We start from the raw sequence: 18,716 nt of genomic DNA, 5'->3' as shown, positions 1-18,716 counted from the left end.
GAAATTTTCGTTACAGGTGAGAAAATTCACCCGCCGCTTGGGAATACGTGAAATGTCCTTTCAAATTTTTTCAAATTATTTCCCTATATGCGGGAATCGTTCACCTAGAGTGAGAATTTAACCTTATATTTCCGTCATGGACTCTCCACAAACCTCTACCATTGTTGACCGCGTACTCCACGTCCTCGCAGGCGTGGCTCGTGCCGGCAAGCCCGTGAGTGCCAAGCAGATTGCTGCGATGGTGCAACAGCCGGTCAGTACCGTCTATCGCCACCTGGCCTCGCTGAAGAAGTGGGGATTGCTGCAGGAGCATATGAACTCGGGCACCTTCGAGCCCGGCCCGACGGGTGTGCAACTGGCCTGGGGTTTTGACCAGAATTCCAACCTGATCAGCCAGAGCCGGGAAGAAATCATTTCCCTGGTCCAGCGTAGCGGCGAAAGCGTGGGCCTGCTGGTACCGATCAATGGTCAGATGGTGTGCATCGCCATGGAAGAAAGCGACCAGCCGCTGCGCTGTTCCTTCACCAAGGGCAGGGCGCATCCGCTGCTCAAGGGCGCCTCGGCCAAGAGTCTGCTGGCCTTCATGCCGCGCAAGCTGCAACAGAAGCTTTTGGCCGACCAGCTTGTCGACAAACCAGAAGAGGCCGCCGCGCTGGAAGCCCAGCTCGACGAAATCCGCCGTCGCGGCTATTGCATCAGCGAGAGCGAAGTCGACCTGGGCGTGTGGGGCGTGTCCGTTCCCATCATGACGTCCAATGGGCGCCTGGAAGGCACCATCACCCTGATGGCCCCGGCACTGCGTGTGGGTAACCGCGAGCAGGAACTGGTGCGCATGACGGTGGAAGCGGCGCAACGCATCTGTAATCGTTTTTAAGCTTGCCCGGTCGCGCCGTCCTCGTGCGGCGCCGGCTGGATGCCCTAGGGATTTGCAGTCCATCGCGCCGGAATGCTCCGGCGTCCAGTCCATGTCGTCGTTTCTATTGAGGAACTCATGATGAAGATTTCCAAGCTTCTTTGCGCCTTTACCGCCAGCCTGGCCATGCTGACGGCCGCCATGCCGGCTGCCCATGCTGCCGACAACGTGATCCGTGTCGGCACCGATGCCACCTTCCCGCCGATGGAATTCGTCAAGGACGGCAAGCGCACCGGTTTCGACATCGAACTGATCGAAGCTCTGGCCAAGACCATGGGCAAGAAGGTCCAGTGGGTCGATATCGACTTCAAGGGCCTGATTCCCGGCCTGATCTCCAACCGCTTTGACATCGCCGCATCGGCCATCTACATGACCGACGAGCGCCGCAAGGTGGTCAACTTCAGCGATCCCTACTACCGGGGCGGCCTGGCCGTGCTGGTGCGTCGTGACGATACCAGCATCAAGGTGCCGGACGACCTCAACAAGGGCAAGCGTGTCTCGGTCCAGGTGGGCACCAAGTCGGTCAGCTACCTGAAGGACAACTACCCGGGCGTCGAGCGCGTGGAAGTGGAAAAGAACCAGGCCATGTTCGACCTGCTGGCCACCGGCCGCGTCAATGCAGTGGTGACCGGCCGCCCGGCGGCGGTGGAGTATGCCCGTACCCAGCCGCAGGTCCGCGTGCTGGACAAGGGACTGACCACCGAGCTGTATGGTTATGCCATGCGCAAGGGCGATACCGAACTGGCCGAGCAACTCAACAAGGCCTTGCAGACCCTGCGCGTCAATGGCACCTATACCGCATTGACCGATAAGTGGTTCGGCAAGAGCGAGTAAGCGCTACGCTTCAAGCACCGGCTTCGCCCGGGGCAGCGGCCGGCATGTGCCGGTGAGGCCGACGGCCGCTGTTTTTCCTGCATTTTTTCCTGCAGTTTCACGTAGTTTCCTTCCTTGAGACCGCACAAGGCCCGGCCCGTTGACGATCCGACCGGGAATGGGTCCTCTTTTGCCGGAGCATTTCATGAATCTGGATTTTTCAGGCGTCTGGGACAGTTGGCCGGCGCTCCTCCACGGCACCCTGGTCACGGTGGAAATCACCGCCGCCTCGCTGGTGTTGGGCTGCGTGCTGGGCCTGCTGGTCGGCCTGGGACGTCTCAATGCGCAGCGACGCTTCGTCTATGGCATCTGTACCGTCTACCTGACCCTGGTCCGCGGCACGCCGCTGCTGGTGCAACTGTTCCTGTGGTTCTTCGGGCTGCCGCACCTGGGCCTGATCCTGCCGGCCTATGTCTGCGGCATTCTCGGGCTGGGCATCTATAGCGGGGCCTATGTCTCCGAGATCGTACGCGGTTCCATCCAGTCCATCGAGCGCGGCCAGATGGAAGCGGCCCGCTCGCTGGGCCTGCCTTACCGCATGGCCATGCGCCGGGTGATCCTGCCACAGGCCTTCGTGCGCATGATCCCGCCCCTGGGCAATGAATTCATCGCGCTGATCAAGAACTCGGCCCTGGTGTCGTTGCTGACCATCGCCGACCTGATGCACGAGGGCGAAAAGATCATCAGCGTGACCTACCGGTCGCTGGAGACCTACCTGGCCATCGCCGTCATCTACCTGGTCCTCACCACCTCTACCACGTTGGTGTTGCGCCGGATCGAGAAAGTATTGCGTTCGGAAGGGAGGGTGTGATGTCGCAGCCCATCGTCGAAATCAAGGGATTGCAGAAATCCTTCGGCAGTCATGTCGTACTCAAGAACATCGACTTTGCAGTTCAACCCAGCCAGGTGGTGGTGGTCATCGGCCCCAGCGGCAGTGGCAAGAGCACTTTCCTGCGCTGCCTGAACGGCCTGGAGACCGCCGAAGGCGGCACCGTGGTGGTCAGCGGCCATCCGGTGGTGGAGGGCGGTCGCATGATGCCCGAAACCAAGCTCGATGCCTTGCGCGCCGAAGTGGGCATGGTCTTCCAGTCATTCAATCTGTTCCCCCATCTGAGCGTGCTGGACAACATCACCCTGGCGCCGACCTGCCTGCGTGGCGTACCGCGCAAGGAGGCACAGGAGCAAGGTCTGCGGCTGTTGAAGAAGGTCGGCCTGGAGCACAAGGCCAAAGACTTCCCCGGCACGCTGTCCGGTGGCCAGAAGCAGCGCGTGGCGATCGCCCGCGCCCTGGCCATGGACCCCAAGGTGATGCTGTTCGACGAACCGACCTCGGCGCTCGACCCGGAACTGGTGGGCGAAGTGCTGCAGGTGATGAAGGACCTGGCGGCCGAAGGCATGACCATGCTCATCGTCACCCATGAAATGGGCTTTGCCCGCGAGGTCGCCGATGTGGTGGTGGTGATGGACCATGGCAGCATCGTCGAATCCGGGCCGCCCTCGGCCATCTTCACCGCGCCGCGTGAAGCCCGTACCCGCAGCTTCCTGCAAACCATGCTGGCACGCGAGGTGGCCCATGGCGCTTGATCTGAACCTGATGCCAGCCACGGCGCGCACGGAAAAGCAGGCCAGTGCCATCCAGTTCGTCGGCGAACTGGGCCGTGTCGCCGCCGTCCCCTGGAAGAACGAGGGGGGGCAGACGCGTGAGCTCTGCGTGGAGCCACCGCAGTCGGATTTCGCCGGTTTCCTGTGGCGGGTCAGCGTGGCCGACGTGGGTGCCGACGGCGCGTTCTCGACCTTTGACGGCATCGACCGCACCATCGTCTTGCTGGAAGGTGGTGGCTTTGGCATGTATGCGGACGGGCAACTCTTGCACGACCTGGCAGAATGCTTCGTACCGCATGACTTTCCAGGTGAACAAGGCATCAGCGTACAGTTGCATGGCGCACCTACGCTGGACTTCAACCTGATGGTGCGGCGCGAACGCGCCGTCGGCAAGGTGGTGGTCTTGCGCGAGCAGAATTCGCGCTGCTTGCCGGCCGATACCGCACTGCTCTACGTAGCGCGTGGTGCGGCTTGTCTTTCTGATGAAAGCGGCCTGCAGCAAGCCCTGCGCTGCGGCGAATTTGCCCGCCTGCGTGACGGCCAGGGCGCACGGCTGCCTGACCTGCTGTGTACCCCCGGCAGCGTCGTCCTGGCGGTCTGCATCCACCTCAAGCCCTGACCAGGGAGCGCAGATGTAGTACCCGCATTGCCGGCACGCTCATCTTCCACCCGCTGCAAGCGGTATGGCCGGGCCGGGCATCCATTTTTTGAAACGCCAATAATAAAGGTGAGCACATGGCATCGCCTCGCGAACAAGACCCTCAACAACTCACCCATGCCGGTGGCGCGATCTTCTGCCCGCTGGCGCTGCTGCCGGAAGGCTGGCGCCGCAATGTCATGCTGCGCTGGGACGGGACCGGCACGCTCATCGAAGTAAGTGCCGACCTGCCCCCAGGGCAAGCCGCAGTAGCCAGCGGCCCGGTGATCGCCGGCATGCCCAATCTGCACTCGCATGCCTTCCAGCGCGCCATGGCCGGGCTGACCGAAGTCATGGGCAGCCCCTCCGACTCCTTCTGGAGCTGGCGCAAGCTGATGTACCGCTTCGCCCAGCGCCTGCAACCGGAACATCTGGAAGCCATTGCCCGCCATCTCTACATCGAGATGCTCAAGGCCGGCTATACCTCGGTCTGCGAATTCCATTACCTGCACCATGCCCCTGGCGGCGCGGCCTATGCCGATCCGGCCGAACTGGGGCTGCGGGTGATGCAGGCCGCCGGCGACGTCGGCATCGGCATGACCTTGCTGCCGGTGCTGTACCAGTACGGCGGCTTCGGCAGCCAGCCGACCTTGGCCGAGCAGGCGCGCTTCATCGGCTCGGCGCAGAGCCTGCTGGCCCTGCGCGAGCGCCTGCTGCACGCCTTGCCGGAAAATCCCATGCGCCGCTATGGCGTGGCGCCGCATTCGCTGCGGGCGGTGTCGCCGGCCGGGCTGGACGAACTGGTCAGCGGCTTGCGCCACCAGTCCGGCGGGCAGGACGCTCCGGTGCATATTCATATCGCCGAACAGGAACGTGAAGTTCAGGACTGTCTGGCCTGGTGCGGCCAGCGGCCGGTGCAGTTGCTGCATTCGCTGCAGGCGGTCGATGCACGCTGGTGCCTGGTACATGCCACCCACATGGACGCCGCCGAATACCAGGCCGTGGCCGCCAGTGGCGCCGTCGTGGGGCTATGCCCGACCACCGAGGCCAACCTCGGAGACGGCATCATCGATGCGGCCCGCCTGCTGGAGTCCAATACCCGCTGGGGCATCGGCTCGGACAGCAATATCGCCATCAACCTGCGCTCTGAACTGCGCCTGCTGGAATATGGACAGCGCCTGCACCATCGGCGGCGCAACGTGCTGGCTTCCGAAGCCGAGCCCATCGTCGGCGAGCGCCTGTATGCCCGCGCCGTGGCGGGTGCCGCCGCGGCCAGCGGACGCCCGGTGGCGGGGCTGGCCGTGGGCCAGCGTGCCGATTTCATCGTCCTCGACGGCGAGGACATCAACCTGGCCGACCGCAGCCCGGAGCAACTGCTGTCGGCGCTGGTCTTCTGCGAACATGACGGCCAGCCCATCCACGATGTCTACGTCGGTGGTCGCCAGGTGGTCGCGGCCGGCCGTCATGCGCTGGAAGACAGCGCCCGCCGCGCCTATCGCAGCGCCGTCGCCGAACTGTTGAAGGATTGAGGAAGAAACCATGTCGAACGATATCTACCAGTTGCACCAGGGCAGCACCCCCTTGCTGATTTCCATGCCCCACGTCGGCACGCAATTGCCGCAGGACCTGCAATCGTCCTTCAGCGAGACCGGCCTGCAGGTTGACGATACCGACTGGCACATCGCCGAGCTCTACGACTTTGCCAGTACGCTGGGCGTTTCGGTGCTGCGGCCTTTCCACTCGCGCTACACCATCGACCTGAACCGTCCGGCCGATGGGCAGAGCCTGTATCCGGGGCAGAACACCACGGGCCTGTGCCCCTTGACCACCTTCGACAACGTCGCCCTGTATCGTCCCGGCTGCGAGCCGGATGAGGCCGAGATCGCGCGCCGTCTGCAGATCTACTGGCATCCCTATCATGCGGCCCTGCAGGGCGAACTGGCGCGCCTCAAGGCCATCCACGGTTATGCCTTGCTGTGGGATGCGCATTCGATCCGCTCGGTCATCCCCCATCTGTTCGAGGGCGAACTGCCGGTCTTCAATTTCGGCAACGCCAGTGGTGCGGCCTGCGCGCCAGGCCTGGGCGAAGATCTGCTGGCGCTGGCGCAGCAACTGGCGCCGCACTACCCGGCGGTGCTCAATGGCCGCTTCAAGGGCGGCTATATCACGCGCCACTATGGACAGCCGGCGCAGCAGGTCCACGCCATGCAGCTGGAACTGGCCCAGCGCAGCTACATGCAGGAAGAGGCCCCGTACGCGCTGGATGACACCCTGGCCGGTCAGCTCAAGCCGGTGCTGCAGCGACTGGTGGAGCGTTTCCTGGCGTTTCGTCCGGCATAGACGAGCGCCCTTGATGTCTGCAGACGGCCTGCCATTGCGCAGGCCGTTTTTGCATCCGGACTGCCCATGCAGGGCGTCATTTGATCCAGCGCAAATGCGCGTGCAAGGGGCGAGGGGAGCCTGTGGCGCTTGATGCATGTCAAGTCGCTTCAGATGGTGCGGCCTTAGTATGCAGTCATACGAGTTCGACGCAATACGAGTTCGACGCCAATTCTGTCACCCGCTGAGGTCATCATGTTCAAGAACATACTGCTGGCAACCGATGGTTCCCGTTTGTGCAACGAGTCCGTGAAGGCGGCCATCGCACTGGCCAAGAGCTGTGGCAGCAATCTGGTGGGCCTGTCGGTGGCCGGCAATCTGCGGGCGCTGTCCATCCCCGAGGTGAGCGTGGGGGTGGACGTAGCCCGTACCGGTGAAGCGGGCCGCGCCCGTGCCATGGCCAGCGTCGAGATGATCACCGAGATGGCGCGCGAACAGGGTGTGCCCTGCACGGTTCAGGTGGCCCAGGGTGGCCGCCCCTACGAGGAAATCATGCGCGTGGCCGAACGCGAGCACTGCGATGCCATCTTCATGGCCTCCAAGGCGCGTTCGACACTGGGCCGCTTGCTCATGGGCAGCCAGACGCAGAAGCTGCTGGCACGCAGCAAGGTGCCGGTTCTGGTGTTCCGTTGATCCATCAAGGCGCGTCCCTGTAGCGGGGCGCCCGGTATAAGGTTTGTGGTGTGGAGGGTCGGGCCGTTCCTGTGGAGAGGGACGGCCCTTTTTTTTGTTCATTTTGTTTGCGCTCGATGTACCGGTGGGAGCCGTCCCAACCGTCGTCAAGACTTGGAGAATGGGCGCTGCCTTGTTACAGTCTGGCCTGGTTCATGAAACGACAACAAGGAGCAGCCATTGGCCCACACCCCTCACCAATCCCAGGGCGGTAACGCCTTTACCCGATTCTTCGCGCATGAAGCGGCCGGCGGCATCGTGCTCGCCATTGCCGCCGTACTCGCGCTGGTGGTCAGCAACAGTGGCTGGCGTCAGGCCTACGAGGGTTTCACGCGGATTCAGGGTACGGTCGATATCGGCGGGCTGGTGGTCTTGTCCAAGCCCTTGCTGCTGTGGGTCAATGATTTGTGGATGGCGGTGTTCTTCTTCCTGGTCGGGCTGGAGATCAAGCGCGAATTCGTGGAAGGCGAACTGGCCTCGCGCAAGATGGCCATCCTGCCCGCTGCCGCTGCCCTGGGCGGCATGGTCGTGCCGGCCGGCATCTATGCCCTGATCAATCTCGGCGACTCGGTTGCCCTGCGCGGCTGGGCCATCCCGGCTGCCACCGATATCGCGTTTGCCATCGGCATCGTCATGCTGCTGGGCTCACGGGTGCCGACTTCGCTCAAGGTGTTCCTGACGGCCGTGGCCATCATCGACGATCTGGGTGCCATCGTCGTCATCGCCCTGTTCTATACCGACAACCTCTCACTGGGCATGCTGGCTGGCGCCGGCGTGGGCAGCCTGGTGCTGCTGCTGCTCAATCGCAGCGGCGTGCGGCGCGCCGATGTCTATCTGCTGGTGGGGCTGGTGATCTGGGTCTGTGTGCTCAAGTCCGGCATCCACGCTACGTTGGCCGGGGTGGTGACGGCGCTGGCCATTCCCATGCGCGATGCCGACGAGCAGCCGCTGGCCGGCGCACTGGAACACGGGCTGCACCCTTGGGTGGCCTTCCTGGTGTTGCCGATGTTCGCCTTTGCCAATGCCGGCGTTTCGCTGCAGGGGATGTCGCTGGGCAGCCTGTTCGAGCCGATTCCACTGGGGATTGCCGCCGGGCTGGTATTGGGCAAGACCATCGGCGTCTTCGGCGCCGCCTGGCTGATGGTGCGCAGCGGCCTGGCCGATGCACCGGCCGGCGCTACCACGCGCCAGTTCGTCGGGGTGTGCATGCTGTGCGGCATCGGCTTTACGATGAGCCTGTTCATCGGTGGCCTGGCCTTCCAGGGCCTCAGTGCCGATTTCGAGGCCAAGCTCAAGCTCGGCGTGCTGGGCGGCTCCATCCTGGCGGGCCTGTGCGGAACGCTGGTGTTGTGGCGCAAGATATAAGCGGCGTGAACATCAGGCCATCGTGAAATGTCGGGGCGGCAAGCAGGGCGGATGCCGCCTGAAAACATCCCAATTCCGCGTGGAATTCGCATCACGTCGTCGTTTGGCGACTATTCCACAACTTTCGGTTTTGCAACGCAAAAGATTGATCAAAAATTAAGTTTTTGCACACCGTTAGTGCATATCCGCCCTGCAATGGGCTTATGTGCTCATCCGTGAGAATGCGCACTACTGCTTGGTTCCGTTGATGCAGGGCAGGGCGGGCGCCAAATGCTGCTGCGCGGAATAATGGATTCTTTACATCATCATTTGGCAGTAGGAAGATATTTGCACGGGCCTTTATCGGCGCGGCGTGGAAGGGCGCCGGGCCGTTTTCGGGTGACAGCAAGGCCCGCAGCAAGTGGGGGATGTTGTTGTTTCGACATTTTCATCCCTTGGGACGATAAGCGGCGCGAATAACAGCGCAGCAGTCATATCAGAGGAGACAAACATGAACCTGATGGAAATGCTCATGGCCTATGGCGGTCAAATGTTGGTGTGGTATGCCTTGTACGTGGTGGTGGGTAGCTGCGCCTTTGGTGCCTACGTCTGGCGCCGTACGCATTTCGGTCACTGATCCTCCCACCGGATAACCCGGGTGTGCGCCGGCATCGGTCTGGCGCGTGACGGAGCAGGGCGCACGCAAAGTGCGCTGCCTGCCTGACCCGGCGACCAGGCGCAGAACCAGTGCCAGCCTGAAGTATGCCGTTCCCATCCCGGGCAGGGGCCCGGACATGGGCGCGGTGCTGCGCTGGTCTCCGCCATGTTTGCCGATGTCTGCCTTCTTGCTTGGCTTCGCCCATGGCTGCCTTCCTCCGCTCTCCATTTCCTGTATGTCCTGTTTTTCCGTTCCCCGTTTTTTGTACTTCAATTGCGCTTGGAGCATCACATCTGCGCGTCCCGCCGTGTGCTTTTAGGCAGCAGATCGACCGCAAATCTGCCTTGGAGGCGCTCTGTGCCTTGCCGACAGGCTTTCCCTAAACTTCTGTCTACACCTCGATAAGCTGAAAAAAGCTGCACTGCAGCTTTATTTTCTAATTTCGCGGTGCTATTCTCCAAACCGCGCAAACGTTTGCGCACCGATAACGGCGTCTATCTTCTAGGAAACGCCGGCAACATCAATACTGGAGACCCAGATGAACAAATTCACCCGCCGCCATTTCGCCATTGCTACCCTGGCTTGTGCAGTCCTCCCCGGCGCCGCCCTGGCGCAGACCCCGGCCAAGCCCAAGGTGGCGCTGGTCATGAAGTCGCTGGCCAACGAGTTCTTCCTGAACATGGAAAACGGCGCCCGCGAATACCAGAAGGCCAATGCCGGCAAGTTCGACCTGATCGCCAACGGCATCAAGGATGAGCAGGACACCGCCAACCAGATCAAGATCGTCGAGCAGATGATCGTCTCCAAGGTCAACGCCCTGGTCATCGCTCCGGCCGATTCGAAGGCCCTGGTCCCGGTGGTCAAGAAGGCCATCGACGCCGGCATCATCGTGGTCAACATCGACAACAAGCTGGATGACGCGGCGCTGAAGGAAAAGGGCATCACCGTGCCCTTCGTCGGTCCGGACAACCGCAAGGGCGCCAAGCTGGCCGGTGATTTCCTGGGCAAGCAACTGCAAAAGGGTGACAAGGTCGCCATCATCGAAGGCGTCTCCACCACCTTCAATGCGCAGCAGCGCACCCTGGGCTTCCAGGACGCCATGAAGGACGTCGGCGCCAATGTGGTGACCGTGCAGTCCGGCCAATGGGAAATCGACCAGGGCAACAAGGTCGCCGCCTCCATCCTGAACGCCCATCCGGACATCAAGGCCATCCTGGCCGGCAATGACAACATGGCGCTGGGCGCCGTGGCTGCCATCCGCGCCGCTGGCAAGACCGGCAAGGTGCAACTGGTCGGCTACGACAACATCAACGCCATCAAGCCGATGTTGAAGGATGGCCGCGTACTGGCCACCGTCGACCAGTTCGCCCAGCAGCAGGCCGTGTTCGGCATCGAGACCGCGCTGAAGGCTATCTCCGAGAAGAAGCCGCAAAGCGCACTGGGTGGCGTGGTCGAGACCAAGGTCTCGCTGGTCACCAAGTAAGCTGGCGGCAAGCGCGGCGCAGGCCTGCACTAGTGCGCTAGTGCAGCCACCCACGCCTCACTTGCAAGGTGCCTGCGCCGGTTCTGCGGCGCAGGCCTTTGCTTCCTCATCGTCCTTTCTGCCGCCACTCCATGCGCGCCAAAGACCCATGCAGCCCAACGACTCCCCCTCCCGAACCGCCGCCTTGCTGACCCTGTCAGGCATCGGCAAGAGCTACGCCGCACCGGTACTGGATGGCATCGACCTGGACCTGTACCCAGGCCAGGTGCTGGCCCTGACCGGTGAAAACGGTGCCGGCAAGAGCACGCTTTCCAAGATCGTCTGCGGCCTGGTCGATGCCAGTGCCGGCCAGATGACGCTGGACGGCCAAGCCTATCAGCCGGCCTCGCGCACCCAGGCCGAGGCGCTGGGCATCCGCATGGTGATGCAGGAACTGAACCTGATCCCCACGCTGTCGATTGCCGAAAACCTGTTCCTGGAAAAGCTGCCGCGTCGCTTCGGCTGGATCGACCGCAAGAAACTGGCCGAGGCCGCCCGTACCCAGATGGAAGTGGTCGGCCTGGGCGAACTGGACCCGTGGACGCCGGTCGGCGACCTGGGTCTGGGCCATCAGCAGATGGTCGAGATCGCGCGCAACCTGATCGGCAGCTGCCGTTGCCTGATCCTGGACGAACCCACGGCCATGTTGACCAACCGCGAGGTGGAACTGCTGTTCTCCCGCATCGAGCGCCTGCGCGCCGAAGGCGTGGCCATCATCTACATCTCGCACCGGCTGGAGGAGCTGAAACGCATCGCCGACCGCATCGTGGTGCTGCGTGACGGCAAGCTGGTCTGCAACGACGACATCGGCCGTTACTCCACCGAGCAACTGGTGCAACTGATGGCCGGTGAACTGACCAAGGTTGATCTGGACGCCCGGCATCGCCGCATTGGCGCGCCCCTGCTGCGCGTGCGCGGCCTGGGTCGCGCCGGCGTGGTGCAGCCGGCCAGCTTCGCGCTGCATGCGGGCGAGGTGCTGGGCATCGCCGGCCTGATCGGTTCGGGCCGCACCGAACTGCTGCGACTGATCTTCGGCGCCGATCGCGCCGACCAGGGCGAAGTCTTCATCGGCGACGGCCAGCAACCGGCGCGCATCCGCAGTCCCAAGGATGCGGTCAAGGCCGGCATCGCGATGGTCACCGAAGACCGCAAAGGGCAGGGCCTGCTGCTGCCGCAAGCCATCAGCGTGAACACGTCGTTGGCCCACCTGGGTCGTGTCAGCCGGGGCGGCATGCTGGATCACGCGGCCGAAGCCGACGTCGCCCGCGACTATGTGAAGAAGCTGCGCATTCGCAGCGCCAGCGTGGCGCAGGCAGCCGGCGAACTGTCCGGCGGCAACCAGCAGAAGGTGGTGATTGCGCGCTGGCTGTACCGCGATTGTCCGATCATGCTCTTCGACGAACCTACCCGGGGCATCGACATCGGCGCCAAGTCCGACATCTACCGCCTCTTCGCCGAACTGGCGGCACAGGGCAAGGGCCTGCTGGTGGTCTCCAGCGACCTGCGCGAACTGATGCAGATCTGCGACCGCATCGCCGTCATGAGCGCCGGCCGCATCGCCGAGACCTTCAGCCGTGACGACTGGTCGCAGGAGCGCATCCTGGCGGCCGCCTTCAGTGGCTATGTCGGACGCCAGCAAGCCGCCGAAGCGGCCCACGTGGCCGGCAACACGGCCTGAGCGGGCCGCCTGCGCCCAGCCAGAACATCAACTGCCAAGAATTGACGAGACAGATGCAAACTTCCTCTACCCCCACTCCTGCCGCCAGCCGACAAGCGGCCTACCTGGCCGGTTTCAAGAACTACCTGGGCCTGATCGCCGCGCTGTTGGCGATGTGCGTGATGTTCGCCTTCCTGAGCGAGAACTTCCTCAGTGCGGCCACCTTCATCACGCTCTCCAATGACATCCCGCCGCTGGTGGTGATGTCGGTGGGCATGACCTTTATCCTCATCATCGGCGGCATCGATCTGTCGGTCGGCTCGGTGATGGCGCTGGCGGCTTCCATGCTGTCCATGGCCATGGTGCGCTGGGGCTGGCCGCTGTACGCCGCCGCCGCCCTGGGCGTGGTGGTGGCGGCGCTGTGCGGCACGCTGACCGGTCTGGTGTCGGTGCACTGGCGCATCCCGTCCTTCATCGTTTCGCTGGGCGTGCTGGAAATCGCCCGTGGCCTGGCCTACCAGGTCACCAACTCGCGCACCGAATACATCGGCAGCGCTGTCGACGTGATCAGCTCGCCGGTGCTGTTTGGCATGTCGCCGGCTTTCCTCTCGGCCATCGCCATCGTCATCATTGCGCAACTGGTCCTCACGCGGACCGTCCTCGGTCGCTACTGGATCGGAATCGGCACCAACGAAGAAGCGGTGCGCTTGTCGGGGGTCAATCCGAATCCCAGCAAGATCCTGGCCTTCGCCCTGATGGGCGGGCTGGCCGGCATCGCGGCGCTGTTCCAGGTGTCGCGTCTGGAAGCGGCCGATCCCAACGGCGGCGTGGGCATGGAACTGCAGGTGATCGCCGCCGTGGTCATCGGTGGCACCAGCCTCATGGGCGGGCGCGGTTCCATCGTCAGCACCTTCATCGGCGTGCTGATCATCTCGGTGCTGGAGGCCGGCCTGGCGCAGGTGGGCGTGAGCGAGCCGATGAAGCGCATCATCACCGGCGCAGTCATCGTGGTGGCCGTGATCCTGGACACCTATCGTCGTCGCGGCCAGCGCCACGCACGCTGACGGCAGCGGCTACACCATGTCCACCATCAAGGATGTCGCCCGACTGGCCGGGGTGTCCTACACCACGGTCTCGCATGTGCTCAACCAGACCCGTCCGGTCAGCCCGGAGGCCAAGGAGCGCGTGCTGGCCGCAGTCAAGGAACTGGACTACGTGCCCAGCGCGCTGGCGCGTTCGCTGCGCAGCAAGGTCACCGGCAGTATCGGGCTGATCATCCCCAACAATACCAATCCCTACTTTTCGGAGCTGGCGCGGGGCATCGAGGATCACTGCTATGGCGCCGGCTACAGCGTCATCCTGTGCAATTCCGACGACGACCCGGCCAAGCAGCGCGACTACCTGCTGGTCTTGCAGACCAAGCGCTGCGACGGCCTCATCCTCGCCACGCTGAACCAGTCCGATCTGAACCCGGCCGGCAAGCTGGACATCCCCACCGTGCTGCTGGACCGCGCCCCCAAGGAACTGGACATCGATCTGGTCAGCACCGACAACGCCCTCGGCGGCAGCCTGGCAGCCCGTCATCTGCTGGACCTGAAGCGGCGCCACGTGGCCTGCATCGCCGGCCCGCAGGGGCTGGACCTGTCCGACGAGCGGGTGCATGGCTTCCGCCAGACGCTGGAGGAGGGCGGTGGCAAGCTTGCGCCCGATGACCTGCTGCATGCCGACTTCAGCGGCATCGGCGGTTACCAGGCGGCCATGCGACTGCTGCAGGAGCGTCCCGCCGATGAGCGTCCCGACGCCATCTTCTGCTGCAACGACATGATGGCCATCGGCGTGCTGCGCGCCGCCGGTGAACTGCAGATCGAGGTGCCGGGCCAGCTGTCGGTGGTCGGCTTCGATGACATCGAACTGGCGCAGTTCGTCCATCCGCCCCTGACCACGGTGGCCCAGAACACCCGCCGGCTGGGCAATCTGACGGCGCAGTTCCTGCTGGAACGCATCGCCGACCCGGACCTGCCGGCGCGTCGCGAGACGGTGGCGCCACAATTGCAACTGCGGGGCTCGACCGCCCCGTTCGACAACAAGATCAAGAGATAAGAGAAAGCACATGATCGTCATCATCGGCAGCGTCAACATGGACCTGGTTTTGCGCGTGCCCCGCATGCCCATGCCGGGTGAAACCCTGGCGGGCGACAAATTCATGACCATCCCCGGCGGCAAGGGCGCCAACCAGGCCGTGGCCTGCGCCCGCCTGGCCGCACCCGGCACCGCCGTGGCCATGGTGGCCTGCGTGGGCGACGACGCCTTCGGCGCCCAGATGCGCCAGTCCATTACCGCCTGCGGCATCGATGACCGTTACCTCGACGAGGTGGCAGGCGAAGCCACCGGCATTGCCTCCATCATGGTCGATGCCAACGCCCAGAACAGCATCGTCATCGCTGCCGGCGCCAATGGCCGCCTGGATGTGGAACGTATCGAACGCGCCCGTGCGCTGATCGAACAGGCGTCCATCGTGCTGCTGCAACTGGAAGTGCCGGTCCCGACCGTGATCCACGCCATCGAGCTGGCCCATTCCCTGGGCAAGACCGTGGTGCTGAACCCGGCACCGGCCCAGGCGCTGCCCCGCGAACTGCTGCAGAAGGTCGATTACCTGATCCTCAACGAGATCGAAGCCGCCATGCTGGCCGAAGAGCGTTCCGCCGCGCAGTCGGATGACATCCCGCTGCTGGCCGCGCGCCTGCATGCACTGGGCGCCCGCAACGTGGTGGTGACCCTGGGAGAGAAGGGTGTCTACGGCGCCTTCGCCGATGGCCAGCAACACCATCTGCCGGCACGCAAGGTGCAGGCGGTCGATACCACGGCCGCCGGCGATACCTTCATCGGCGGCTTCATCGGCGCCATCGCCCAGGGGCGCGACCCATTCGACGCCATTGCCTATGCCCAGGCCGCGGCCGCCCTGAGCGTCACGCGCATCGGCGCCCAGACCTCCATCCCGACGCGCGACGAAGTCGTGCTCTGATCGTTTGATTTCGCTGCCAGGAAAGCCATGAAAAAGACCGCCTTGCTCAACGCCGCCATCTCCCAGCTGATTGCCTCCATGGGCCATGGCGACACCGTGGTCATCGGCGATGTCGGCCTGCCGGTGCCGGCCGGCGTGCCGCTGATCGATCTCGCGGTGACTCGCGGTGTGCCGGACTTCATGACCGTGCTGCAAACGGTGCTGAGCGAGCTGCAGGTCGAGTTCCACCTCGTGGCCGACGAAATGCAGACCGCCAGTCCCACCCTGGCCGCCCAGGTCGAGGCGCTGGGCCTGCCCGGCAAGCGCAGCGTGGCGCATGAAGAGTTCAAGCGCCACAGCGCCCGTGCCAGGGCCTGTATCCGCACCGGCGAATGCACGCCTTACGCCAATATCATCCTCGGTTCCGGCGTGGTGTTCTGAACCAGCTGCCCGGCACCCCGCCATCCCTCTGACAAGCAGCCGGCCGGTTCTCCTATAGCCAGCAGCCTTGTTGCAGCTGATACTGTCGCGTTTGGATGAAACCTAGGCCGTCAGGACAGAACCATGCAAAGTGAAGGAAGGCAGACATGCGCGTGCACCGGGTGAGGGCGCCAAAGCGGCCACTGCTGGCCAGCCTGGGCCGCCTGCTGACCTGGTGCGTGGCCGTGCTGGTGGCGCTGGCCGCCTTGCTGGCTCTGCTGGTGGCCCTGTTCGACTGGAACCTGGCCAAGCCCTGGATCAGTCGCCAGCTCTCGACCATGCTGGCCCGGGAAATACGGGTCGACGGCCCGATCAGCCTGTCCTGGTCGCTGGCCCCGGCGACACCGCAAAGCGACACATCCTGGCTGCCGCAACTGCACTTTACCGCACGCGACCTGCAGATCGGCAACCCCGACTGGGCGCACAGCGCCGACCATCTGGTCCGTGCCAGCCTGCTGGACCTGCACTTTTCCCCACTACCGTTATTGCGCTGGCACTGGCACATCACCGACATGCAGGTGACCGGCCTGGACCTGGTCATGGAGCGAGCCGACGAGCGTCGCAAGAACTGGCGCTTCTCCGACCAGCCGCGGTCGCGCTGGAGTTTCGATATCCACCAGATCGTCTTCGACCATGCCCTGATCCGCTATGTGGATCAGCCGCTGGACCTGGACCTGCGCTTTGACGCCAGGCCGCTGGACTCGGATGCCACGCGCACGGTCGACGGGAGCGGCACGCCACCCGCCTTGGTGCTGCAGGCAGCCGTTTCGGGTCGCTATGGCGATGCGGTAATCCGGGGGCAGCTGCGCGGCGGCCCCTTGCCGGACCTGCTCAACGAGGGCAGTGTCTACCCGCTGCGGGCAGAAGTGGAGGTCGGCGAGGTCCACACCGTCGTCGGCGGCAATCTCATCAACCCTCATCAGCTGCACCGCGCCGATCTGCAGATCCGCCTGAGCGGCGACAGCCTGGACCGTCTGTATGCCGCCACCGGCGTCCCCTTGCCGGCCACCCGGGCATTCAGCACGGAAGGCCGGCTGACCATCAGTCGGGTCGATAGCGAGACCAAGGCCTGGGACTGGCGCTATGAAGGTTTCACCGGCAAGGTGGGAGAGAGCGATTTCGCCGGCGACGCCCACTACTACCGGGGACCGCCCAAGAACCACCTGACCGTGAAGGCCCATGCCGATCTATTGCGGTTGGAGGACTACCTGCCGGCCGCCGACGGCAAGCGGGCCGACGGCAAGCCCGAAGACCGCGTGCTGTCGCAAAAGCCGGCGCAGCCGCAGCGCTGGGCCAGGCTGGATGCCGAGATCGATCTGAAGGCCGGTCGCATGCAATTGCGGGGCGGCATGGATTGGCAGGACGCCAGCACCACCCTCAGGCTCAAGGACCAGGTCCTGACTGCCGCACCTCTGAAATTTTCCATGGCCGGCGGCCAGGGCGATGGTGAAGTCACGCTCGATGGTCGCCACAGCGAGATCCGATCAAATCTGCAAGTGAACCTGCATGCGGTGCAGGTGCGCCAACTGTTTCCGAAACTGGCCAGGATCGACGCCAGCTTTGGCAAGCTGGACGGCCAGGCCACACTGAGCGGCAGCGGCAATTCGGTGGCCGCCACGCTCGCCAGTGCCGATGGCCGGATCAAGGCCGATCTGAGCGAAGGCACCATCAGCCAGTTCATCCTGGAAGCCGCTGGTCTGAACCTGGCCAATGCGGTGTTCGCCAAGATGTACCGCGACCAACAGGTCAAACTGTTGTGCGGGGCTGCCGACGTGACGATCAAGGACGGTTTGGCACAGGTCCGGCACGGCATTCTCAATACCGAGGATGCGGCCATCGACATCACCGGCCAGGTCGACCTGGGCCACGAAAAGCTGGCACTGGACGTGTATCCGCGGACCAAGCAGGTGCGCATCCTCTCGTTGCGCACGCCGTTGTATGTGAAAGGCAGCTTCGCCAAGCCCGATATCGGCGCCAGCACGCAGGGCCTGGCGGCACGGGCCGGTGCCGCAGCGGCCCTGGCCCTGGTGGCGCCGGTGGCGGCGGTGATCCCGTTGATCACTCCGGGCCAGAAGATACCCGACGATTGCGCCCCGCATGCGGGGGAGCCATCACACTAGCCGGCCCGGGCCTCAGGCCAGAAACTCGAGCAGTGCCTGAAACGCCGGCAGGGCCACGACCAGTCGCTGTGGCTCCTGGTGCAGCGGCAGCCCCATGGCGTGAGCCCCCTCGCTGATGCGCGGCAGGTTGCCCCCCGAGAAGCGTAGCGCCGCAAAAGCCGCCGGGCGCTGTGGCGCGAAGGCCGCCAGCGCACCGAATCGCGCCTGCACGGCCGCTGCATCGGCGCACTCGAGTGCGAAGCCGTCTACCCATTCGCCCAGGCGGGCATAGGCGGCCTGAGCCGCCTGCGGATTGGCGTCGCTCACCAGCATGCCGGCGATGCCTTGTACGCCATTGGCATGGCCCATCCACTCGGGACGCCACACCAGTTCCGGCGTGAAGTGATGGCAGGCGTAGACACGGCCCGCTGCAAACTGGCCGGGAATCAGGCGCACCGTGGAAAAGCGGGCATCAGTGGCAACCCCGTCCAGCAGCACCGGCCGCGAGAAGTGTTGCACCGGCTGTACCGCCAGGCCCAGGGCCTGCCAGGCATCGTGGCAGGCCGGCACGTCGGCCACCGCATAGACCAGGCCGTCCAGACCCAGCGGGCTGTCCAGGATTTCCTGACGCACCTTGTCGCTGTCGCGGGGCTGGCCGATCAGTTCCAGGTAACCACCGGGGAACATCACCAGGTGGTTGACCGACCCCAGCGTGTGATGACCACGCGGGGTGATCGTGAAGCCCAGGCCCTGCAACTGGGCATGGGCCGCGTCGATGTCGTAATGGGTGTTGAGAACGAGGTGATCCAGCCGTGCGGGAATATTTTGCGCAGGCGGGAGCGTTTTGGACGGACCTTGGGTCATAGAAGCCAATCAACA

Annotated in this window: 18 protein-coding genes; 17 read left to right on the top strand and 1 reads right to left on the bottom strand. The window is 64.1% G+C overall.

The annotated features are described in order from the left end of the window. Nucleotides 1-136: 136 nt before the first annotated feature. From I5R65_RS01690 to I5R65_RS01615, 17 genes are all read left to right on the top strand, one after another. The gene (locus I5R65_RS01690) at nucleotides 137-874 is read left to right on the top strand and encodes an IclR family transcriptional regulator (protein WP_196871994.1); all 738 of its coding nucleotides are present in this window, start codon (nucleotides 137-139) and stop codon (nucleotides 872-874) included. Between the two features lie 120 nt (nucleotides 875-994). Then, complete coding sequence (locus I5R65_RS01685; protein ID WP_196872148.1) at nucleotides 995-1,747, top strand: glutamine ABC transporter substrate-binding protein; 753 nt, start codon at nucleotides 995-997, stop codon at nucleotides 1,745-1,747. Nucleotides 1,748-1,931: 184 nt separating this feature from the next. After that, on the top strand, nucleotides 1,932-2,597 hold the full coding sequence (locus I5R65_RS01680; protein WP_196871993.1) for an amino acid ABC transporter permease: 666 nt from the start codon (nucleotides 1,932-1,934) through the stop codon (nucleotides 2,595-2,597). Beyond that, a complete protein-coding gene (locus I5R65_RS01675) occupies nucleotides 2,597-3,370 on the top strand; it encodes an amino acid ABC transporter ATP-binding protein (RefSeq protein ID WP_231395033.1) in 774 nt (257 codons plus the stop codon). Before I5R65_RS01680 ends, I5R65_RS01675 begins: the two co-directional genes overlap by 1 nt. After that, a complete protein-coding gene (locus I5R65_RS01670) occupies nucleotides 3,360-4,007 on the top strand; it encodes a HutD family protein (protein ID WP_196871992.1) in 648 nt (215 codons plus the stop codon). Before I5R65_RS01675 ends, I5R65_RS01670 begins: the two co-directional genes overlap by 11 nt. A gap of 116 nt (nucleotides 4,008-4,123) precedes the next feature. Continuing rightward, nucleotides 4,124-5,554, top strand: a complete 1,431-nt coding sequence (locus I5R65_RS01665) for a formimidoylglutamate deiminase (RefSeq protein ID WP_196871991.1) — start codon at nucleotides 4,124-4,126, stop codon at nucleotides 5,552-5,554. Between the two features lie 10 nt (nucleotides 5,555-5,564). Beyond that, nucleotides 5,565-6,365, top strand: a complete 801-nt coding sequence (gene hutG / locus I5R65_RS01660) for an N-formylglutamate deformylase (RefSeq protein WP_196871990.1) — start codon at nucleotides 5,565-5,567, stop codon at nucleotides 6,363-6,365. A 234-nt stretch (nucleotides 6,366-6,599) separates the two neighbouring features. Then, on the top strand, nucleotides 6,600-7,037 hold the full coding sequence (locus tag I5R65_RS01655; RefSeq protein ID WP_196871989.1) for a universal stress protein: 438 nt from the start codon (nucleotides 6,600-6,602) through the stop codon (nucleotides 7,035-7,037). Nucleotides 7,038-7,256: 219 nt separating this feature from the next. Then, the gene (nhaA, locus tag I5R65_RS01650; RefSeq protein WP_196871988.1) at nucleotides 7,257-8,441 is read left to right on the top strand and encodes a Na+/H+ antiporter NhaA; all 1,185 of its coding nucleotides are present in this window, start codon (nucleotides 7,257-7,259) and stop codon (nucleotides 8,439-8,441) included. Between the two features lie 490 nt (nucleotides 8,442-8,931). Next, on the top strand, nucleotides 8,932-9,057 hold the full coding sequence (locus I5R65_RS24375; RefSeq protein WP_255525470.1) for a hypothetical protein: 126 nt from the start codon (nucleotides 8,932-8,934) through the stop codon (nucleotides 9,055-9,057). A gap of 559 nt (nucleotides 9,058-9,616) precedes the next feature. Beyond that, nucleotides 9,617-10,561 (top strand): sugar ABC transporter substrate-binding protein, encoded by a 945-nt coding sequence (locus tag I5R65_RS01645; RefSeq protein WP_196871987.1) that lies wholly within the window; start codon nucleotides 9,617-9,619, stop codon nucleotides 10,559-10,561. A gap of 148 nt (nucleotides 10,562-10,709) precedes the next feature. Next, the gene (locus I5R65_RS01640) at nucleotides 10,710-12,278 is read left to right on the top strand and encodes a sugar ABC transporter ATP-binding protein (RefSeq protein ID WP_196871986.1); all 1,569 of its coding nucleotides are present in this window, start codon (nucleotides 10,710-10,712) and stop codon (nucleotides 12,276-12,278) included. Between the two features lie 53 nt (nucleotides 12,279-12,331). Continuing rightward, nucleotides 12,332-13,321, top strand: a complete 990-nt coding sequence (locus tag I5R65_RS01635; protein WP_196871985.1) for an ABC transporter permease — start codon at nucleotides 12,332-12,334, stop codon at nucleotides 13,319-13,321. Between the two features lie 16 nt (nucleotides 13,322-13,337). Continuing rightward, nucleotides 13,338-14,357: a LacI family DNA-binding transcriptional regulator gene (locus tag I5R65_RS01630; protein ID WP_196871984.1), complete on the top strand. Its 1,020-nt coding sequence runs from the start codon at nucleotides 13,338-13,340 to the stop codon at nucleotides 14,355-14,357. 10 nt (nucleotides 14,358-14,367) lie between these two features. After that, nucleotides 14,368-15,279, top strand: a complete 912-nt coding sequence (rbsK, locus tag I5R65_RS01625; protein ID WP_196871983.1) for a ribokinase — start codon at nucleotides 14,368-14,370, stop codon at nucleotides 15,277-15,279. Nucleotides 15,280-15,306: 27 nt separating this feature from the next. Continuing rightward, complete coding sequence (rbsD, locus tag I5R65_RS01620) at nucleotides 15,307-15,699, top strand: D-ribose pyranase (RefSeq protein ID WP_196871982.1); 393 nt, start codon at nucleotides 15,307-15,309, stop codon at nucleotides 15,697-15,699. 146 nt (nucleotides 15,700-15,845) lie between these two features. Continuing rightward, nucleotides 15,846-17,858 carry an AsmA family protein gene (locus tag I5R65_RS01615; protein ID WP_196871981.1) on the top strand — a complete coding sequence of 671 codons (2,013 nt, stop codon included), beginning with the start codon at nucleotides 15,846-15,848 and terminating at the stop codon, nucleotides 17,856-17,858. Nucleotides 17,859-17,870: 12 nt separating this feature from the next. Here I5R65_RS01615 and I5R65_RS01610 read toward each other — a convergent pair whose 3' ends face one another. Further along, a complete protein-coding gene (locus tag I5R65_RS01610; protein WP_196871980.1) occupies nucleotides 17,871-18,701 on the bottom strand; it encodes a VOC family protein in 831 nt (276 codons plus the stop codon). Between the last annotated feature and the right edge of the window lie 15 nt (nucleotides 18,702-18,716).

This window comes from Herbaspirillum sp. AP02 (genome assembly GCF_015767275.1).
Lineage (GTDB): Bacteria > Pseudomonadota > Gammaproteobacteria > Burkholderiales > Burkholderiaceae_D > Herbaspirillum.
Note: the sequence above shows the minus strand (reverse complement) of the source record. Positions and strands in the feature narration are given on the sequence as shown.

Excerpts from the sequence above, each read along its gene's own strand:
- I5R65_RS01630 (WP_196871984.1), top strand. The coding sequence starts at position 13,338 with ATGTCCACCATCAAGGATGTCGCCCGACTGGCCGGGGTGTCCTACACC.
- rbsK (WP_196871983.1), top strand. The coding sequence starts at position 14,368 with ATGATCGTCATCATCGGCAGCGTCAACATGGACCTGGTTTTGCGCGTG.
- I5R65_RS01610 (WP_196871980.1), bottom strand. The coding sequence starts at position 18,701 with ATGACCCAAGGTCCGTCCAAAACGCTCCCGCCTGCGCAAAATATTCCC.
- I5R65_RS01640 (WP_196871986.1), top strand. The coding sequence starts at position 10,710 with ATGCAGCCCAACGACTCCCCCTCCCGAACCGCCGCCTTGCTGACCCTG.
- I5R65_RS24375 (WP_255525470.1), top strand. The coding sequence starts at position 8,932 with ATGAACCTGATGGAAATGCTCATGGCCTATGGCGGTCAAATGTTGGTG.
- I5R65_RS01675 (WP_231395033.1), top strand. The coding sequence starts at position 2,597 with ATGTCGCAGCCCATCGTCGAAATCAAGGGATTGCAGAAATCCTTCGGC.
- I5R65_RS01685 (WP_196872148.1), top strand. The coding sequence starts at position 995 with ATGAAGATTTCCAAGCTTCTTTGCGCCTTTACCGCCAGCCTGGCCATG.
- I5R65_RS01645 (WP_196871987.1), top strand. The coding sequence starts at position 9,617 with ATGAACAAATTCACCCGCCGCCATTTCGCCATTGCTACCCTGGCTTGT.
- hutG (WP_196871990.1), top strand. The coding sequence starts at position 5,565 with ATGTCGAACGATATCTACCAGTTGCACCAGGGCAGCACCCCCTTGCTG.
- I5R65_RS01615 (WP_196871981.1), top strand. The coding sequence starts at position 15,846 with ATGCGCGTGCACCGGGTGAGGGCGCCAAAGCGGCCACTGCTGGCCAGC.
- I5R65_RS01665 (WP_196871991.1), top strand. The coding sequence starts at position 4,124 with ATGGCATCGCCTCGCGAACAAGACCCTCAACAACTCACCCATGCCGGT.
- rbsD (WP_196871982.1), top strand. The coding sequence starts at position 15,307 with ATGAAAAAGACCGCCTTGCTCAACGCCGCCATCTCCCAGCTGATTGCC.
- I5R65_RS01655 (WP_196871989.1), top strand. The coding sequence starts at position 6,600 with ATGTTCAAGAACATACTGCTGGCAACCGATGGTTCCCGTTTGTGCAAC.
- I5R65_RS01680 (WP_196871993.1), top strand. The coding sequence starts at position 1,932 with ATGAATCTGGATTTTTCAGGCGTCTGGGACAGTTGGCCGGCGCTCCTC.
- I5R65_RS01670 (WP_196871992.1), top strand. The coding sequence starts at position 3,360 with ATGGCGCTTGATCTGAACCTGATGCCAGCCACGGCGCGCACGGAAAAG.
- I5R65_RS01690 (WP_196871994.1), top strand. The coding sequence starts at position 137 with ATGGACTCTCCACAAACCTCTACCATTGTTGACCGCGTACTCCACGTC.
- I5R65_RS01635 (WP_196871985.1), top strand. The coding sequence starts at position 12,332 with ATGCAAACTTCCTCTACCCCCACTCCTGCCGCCAGCCGACAAGCGGCC.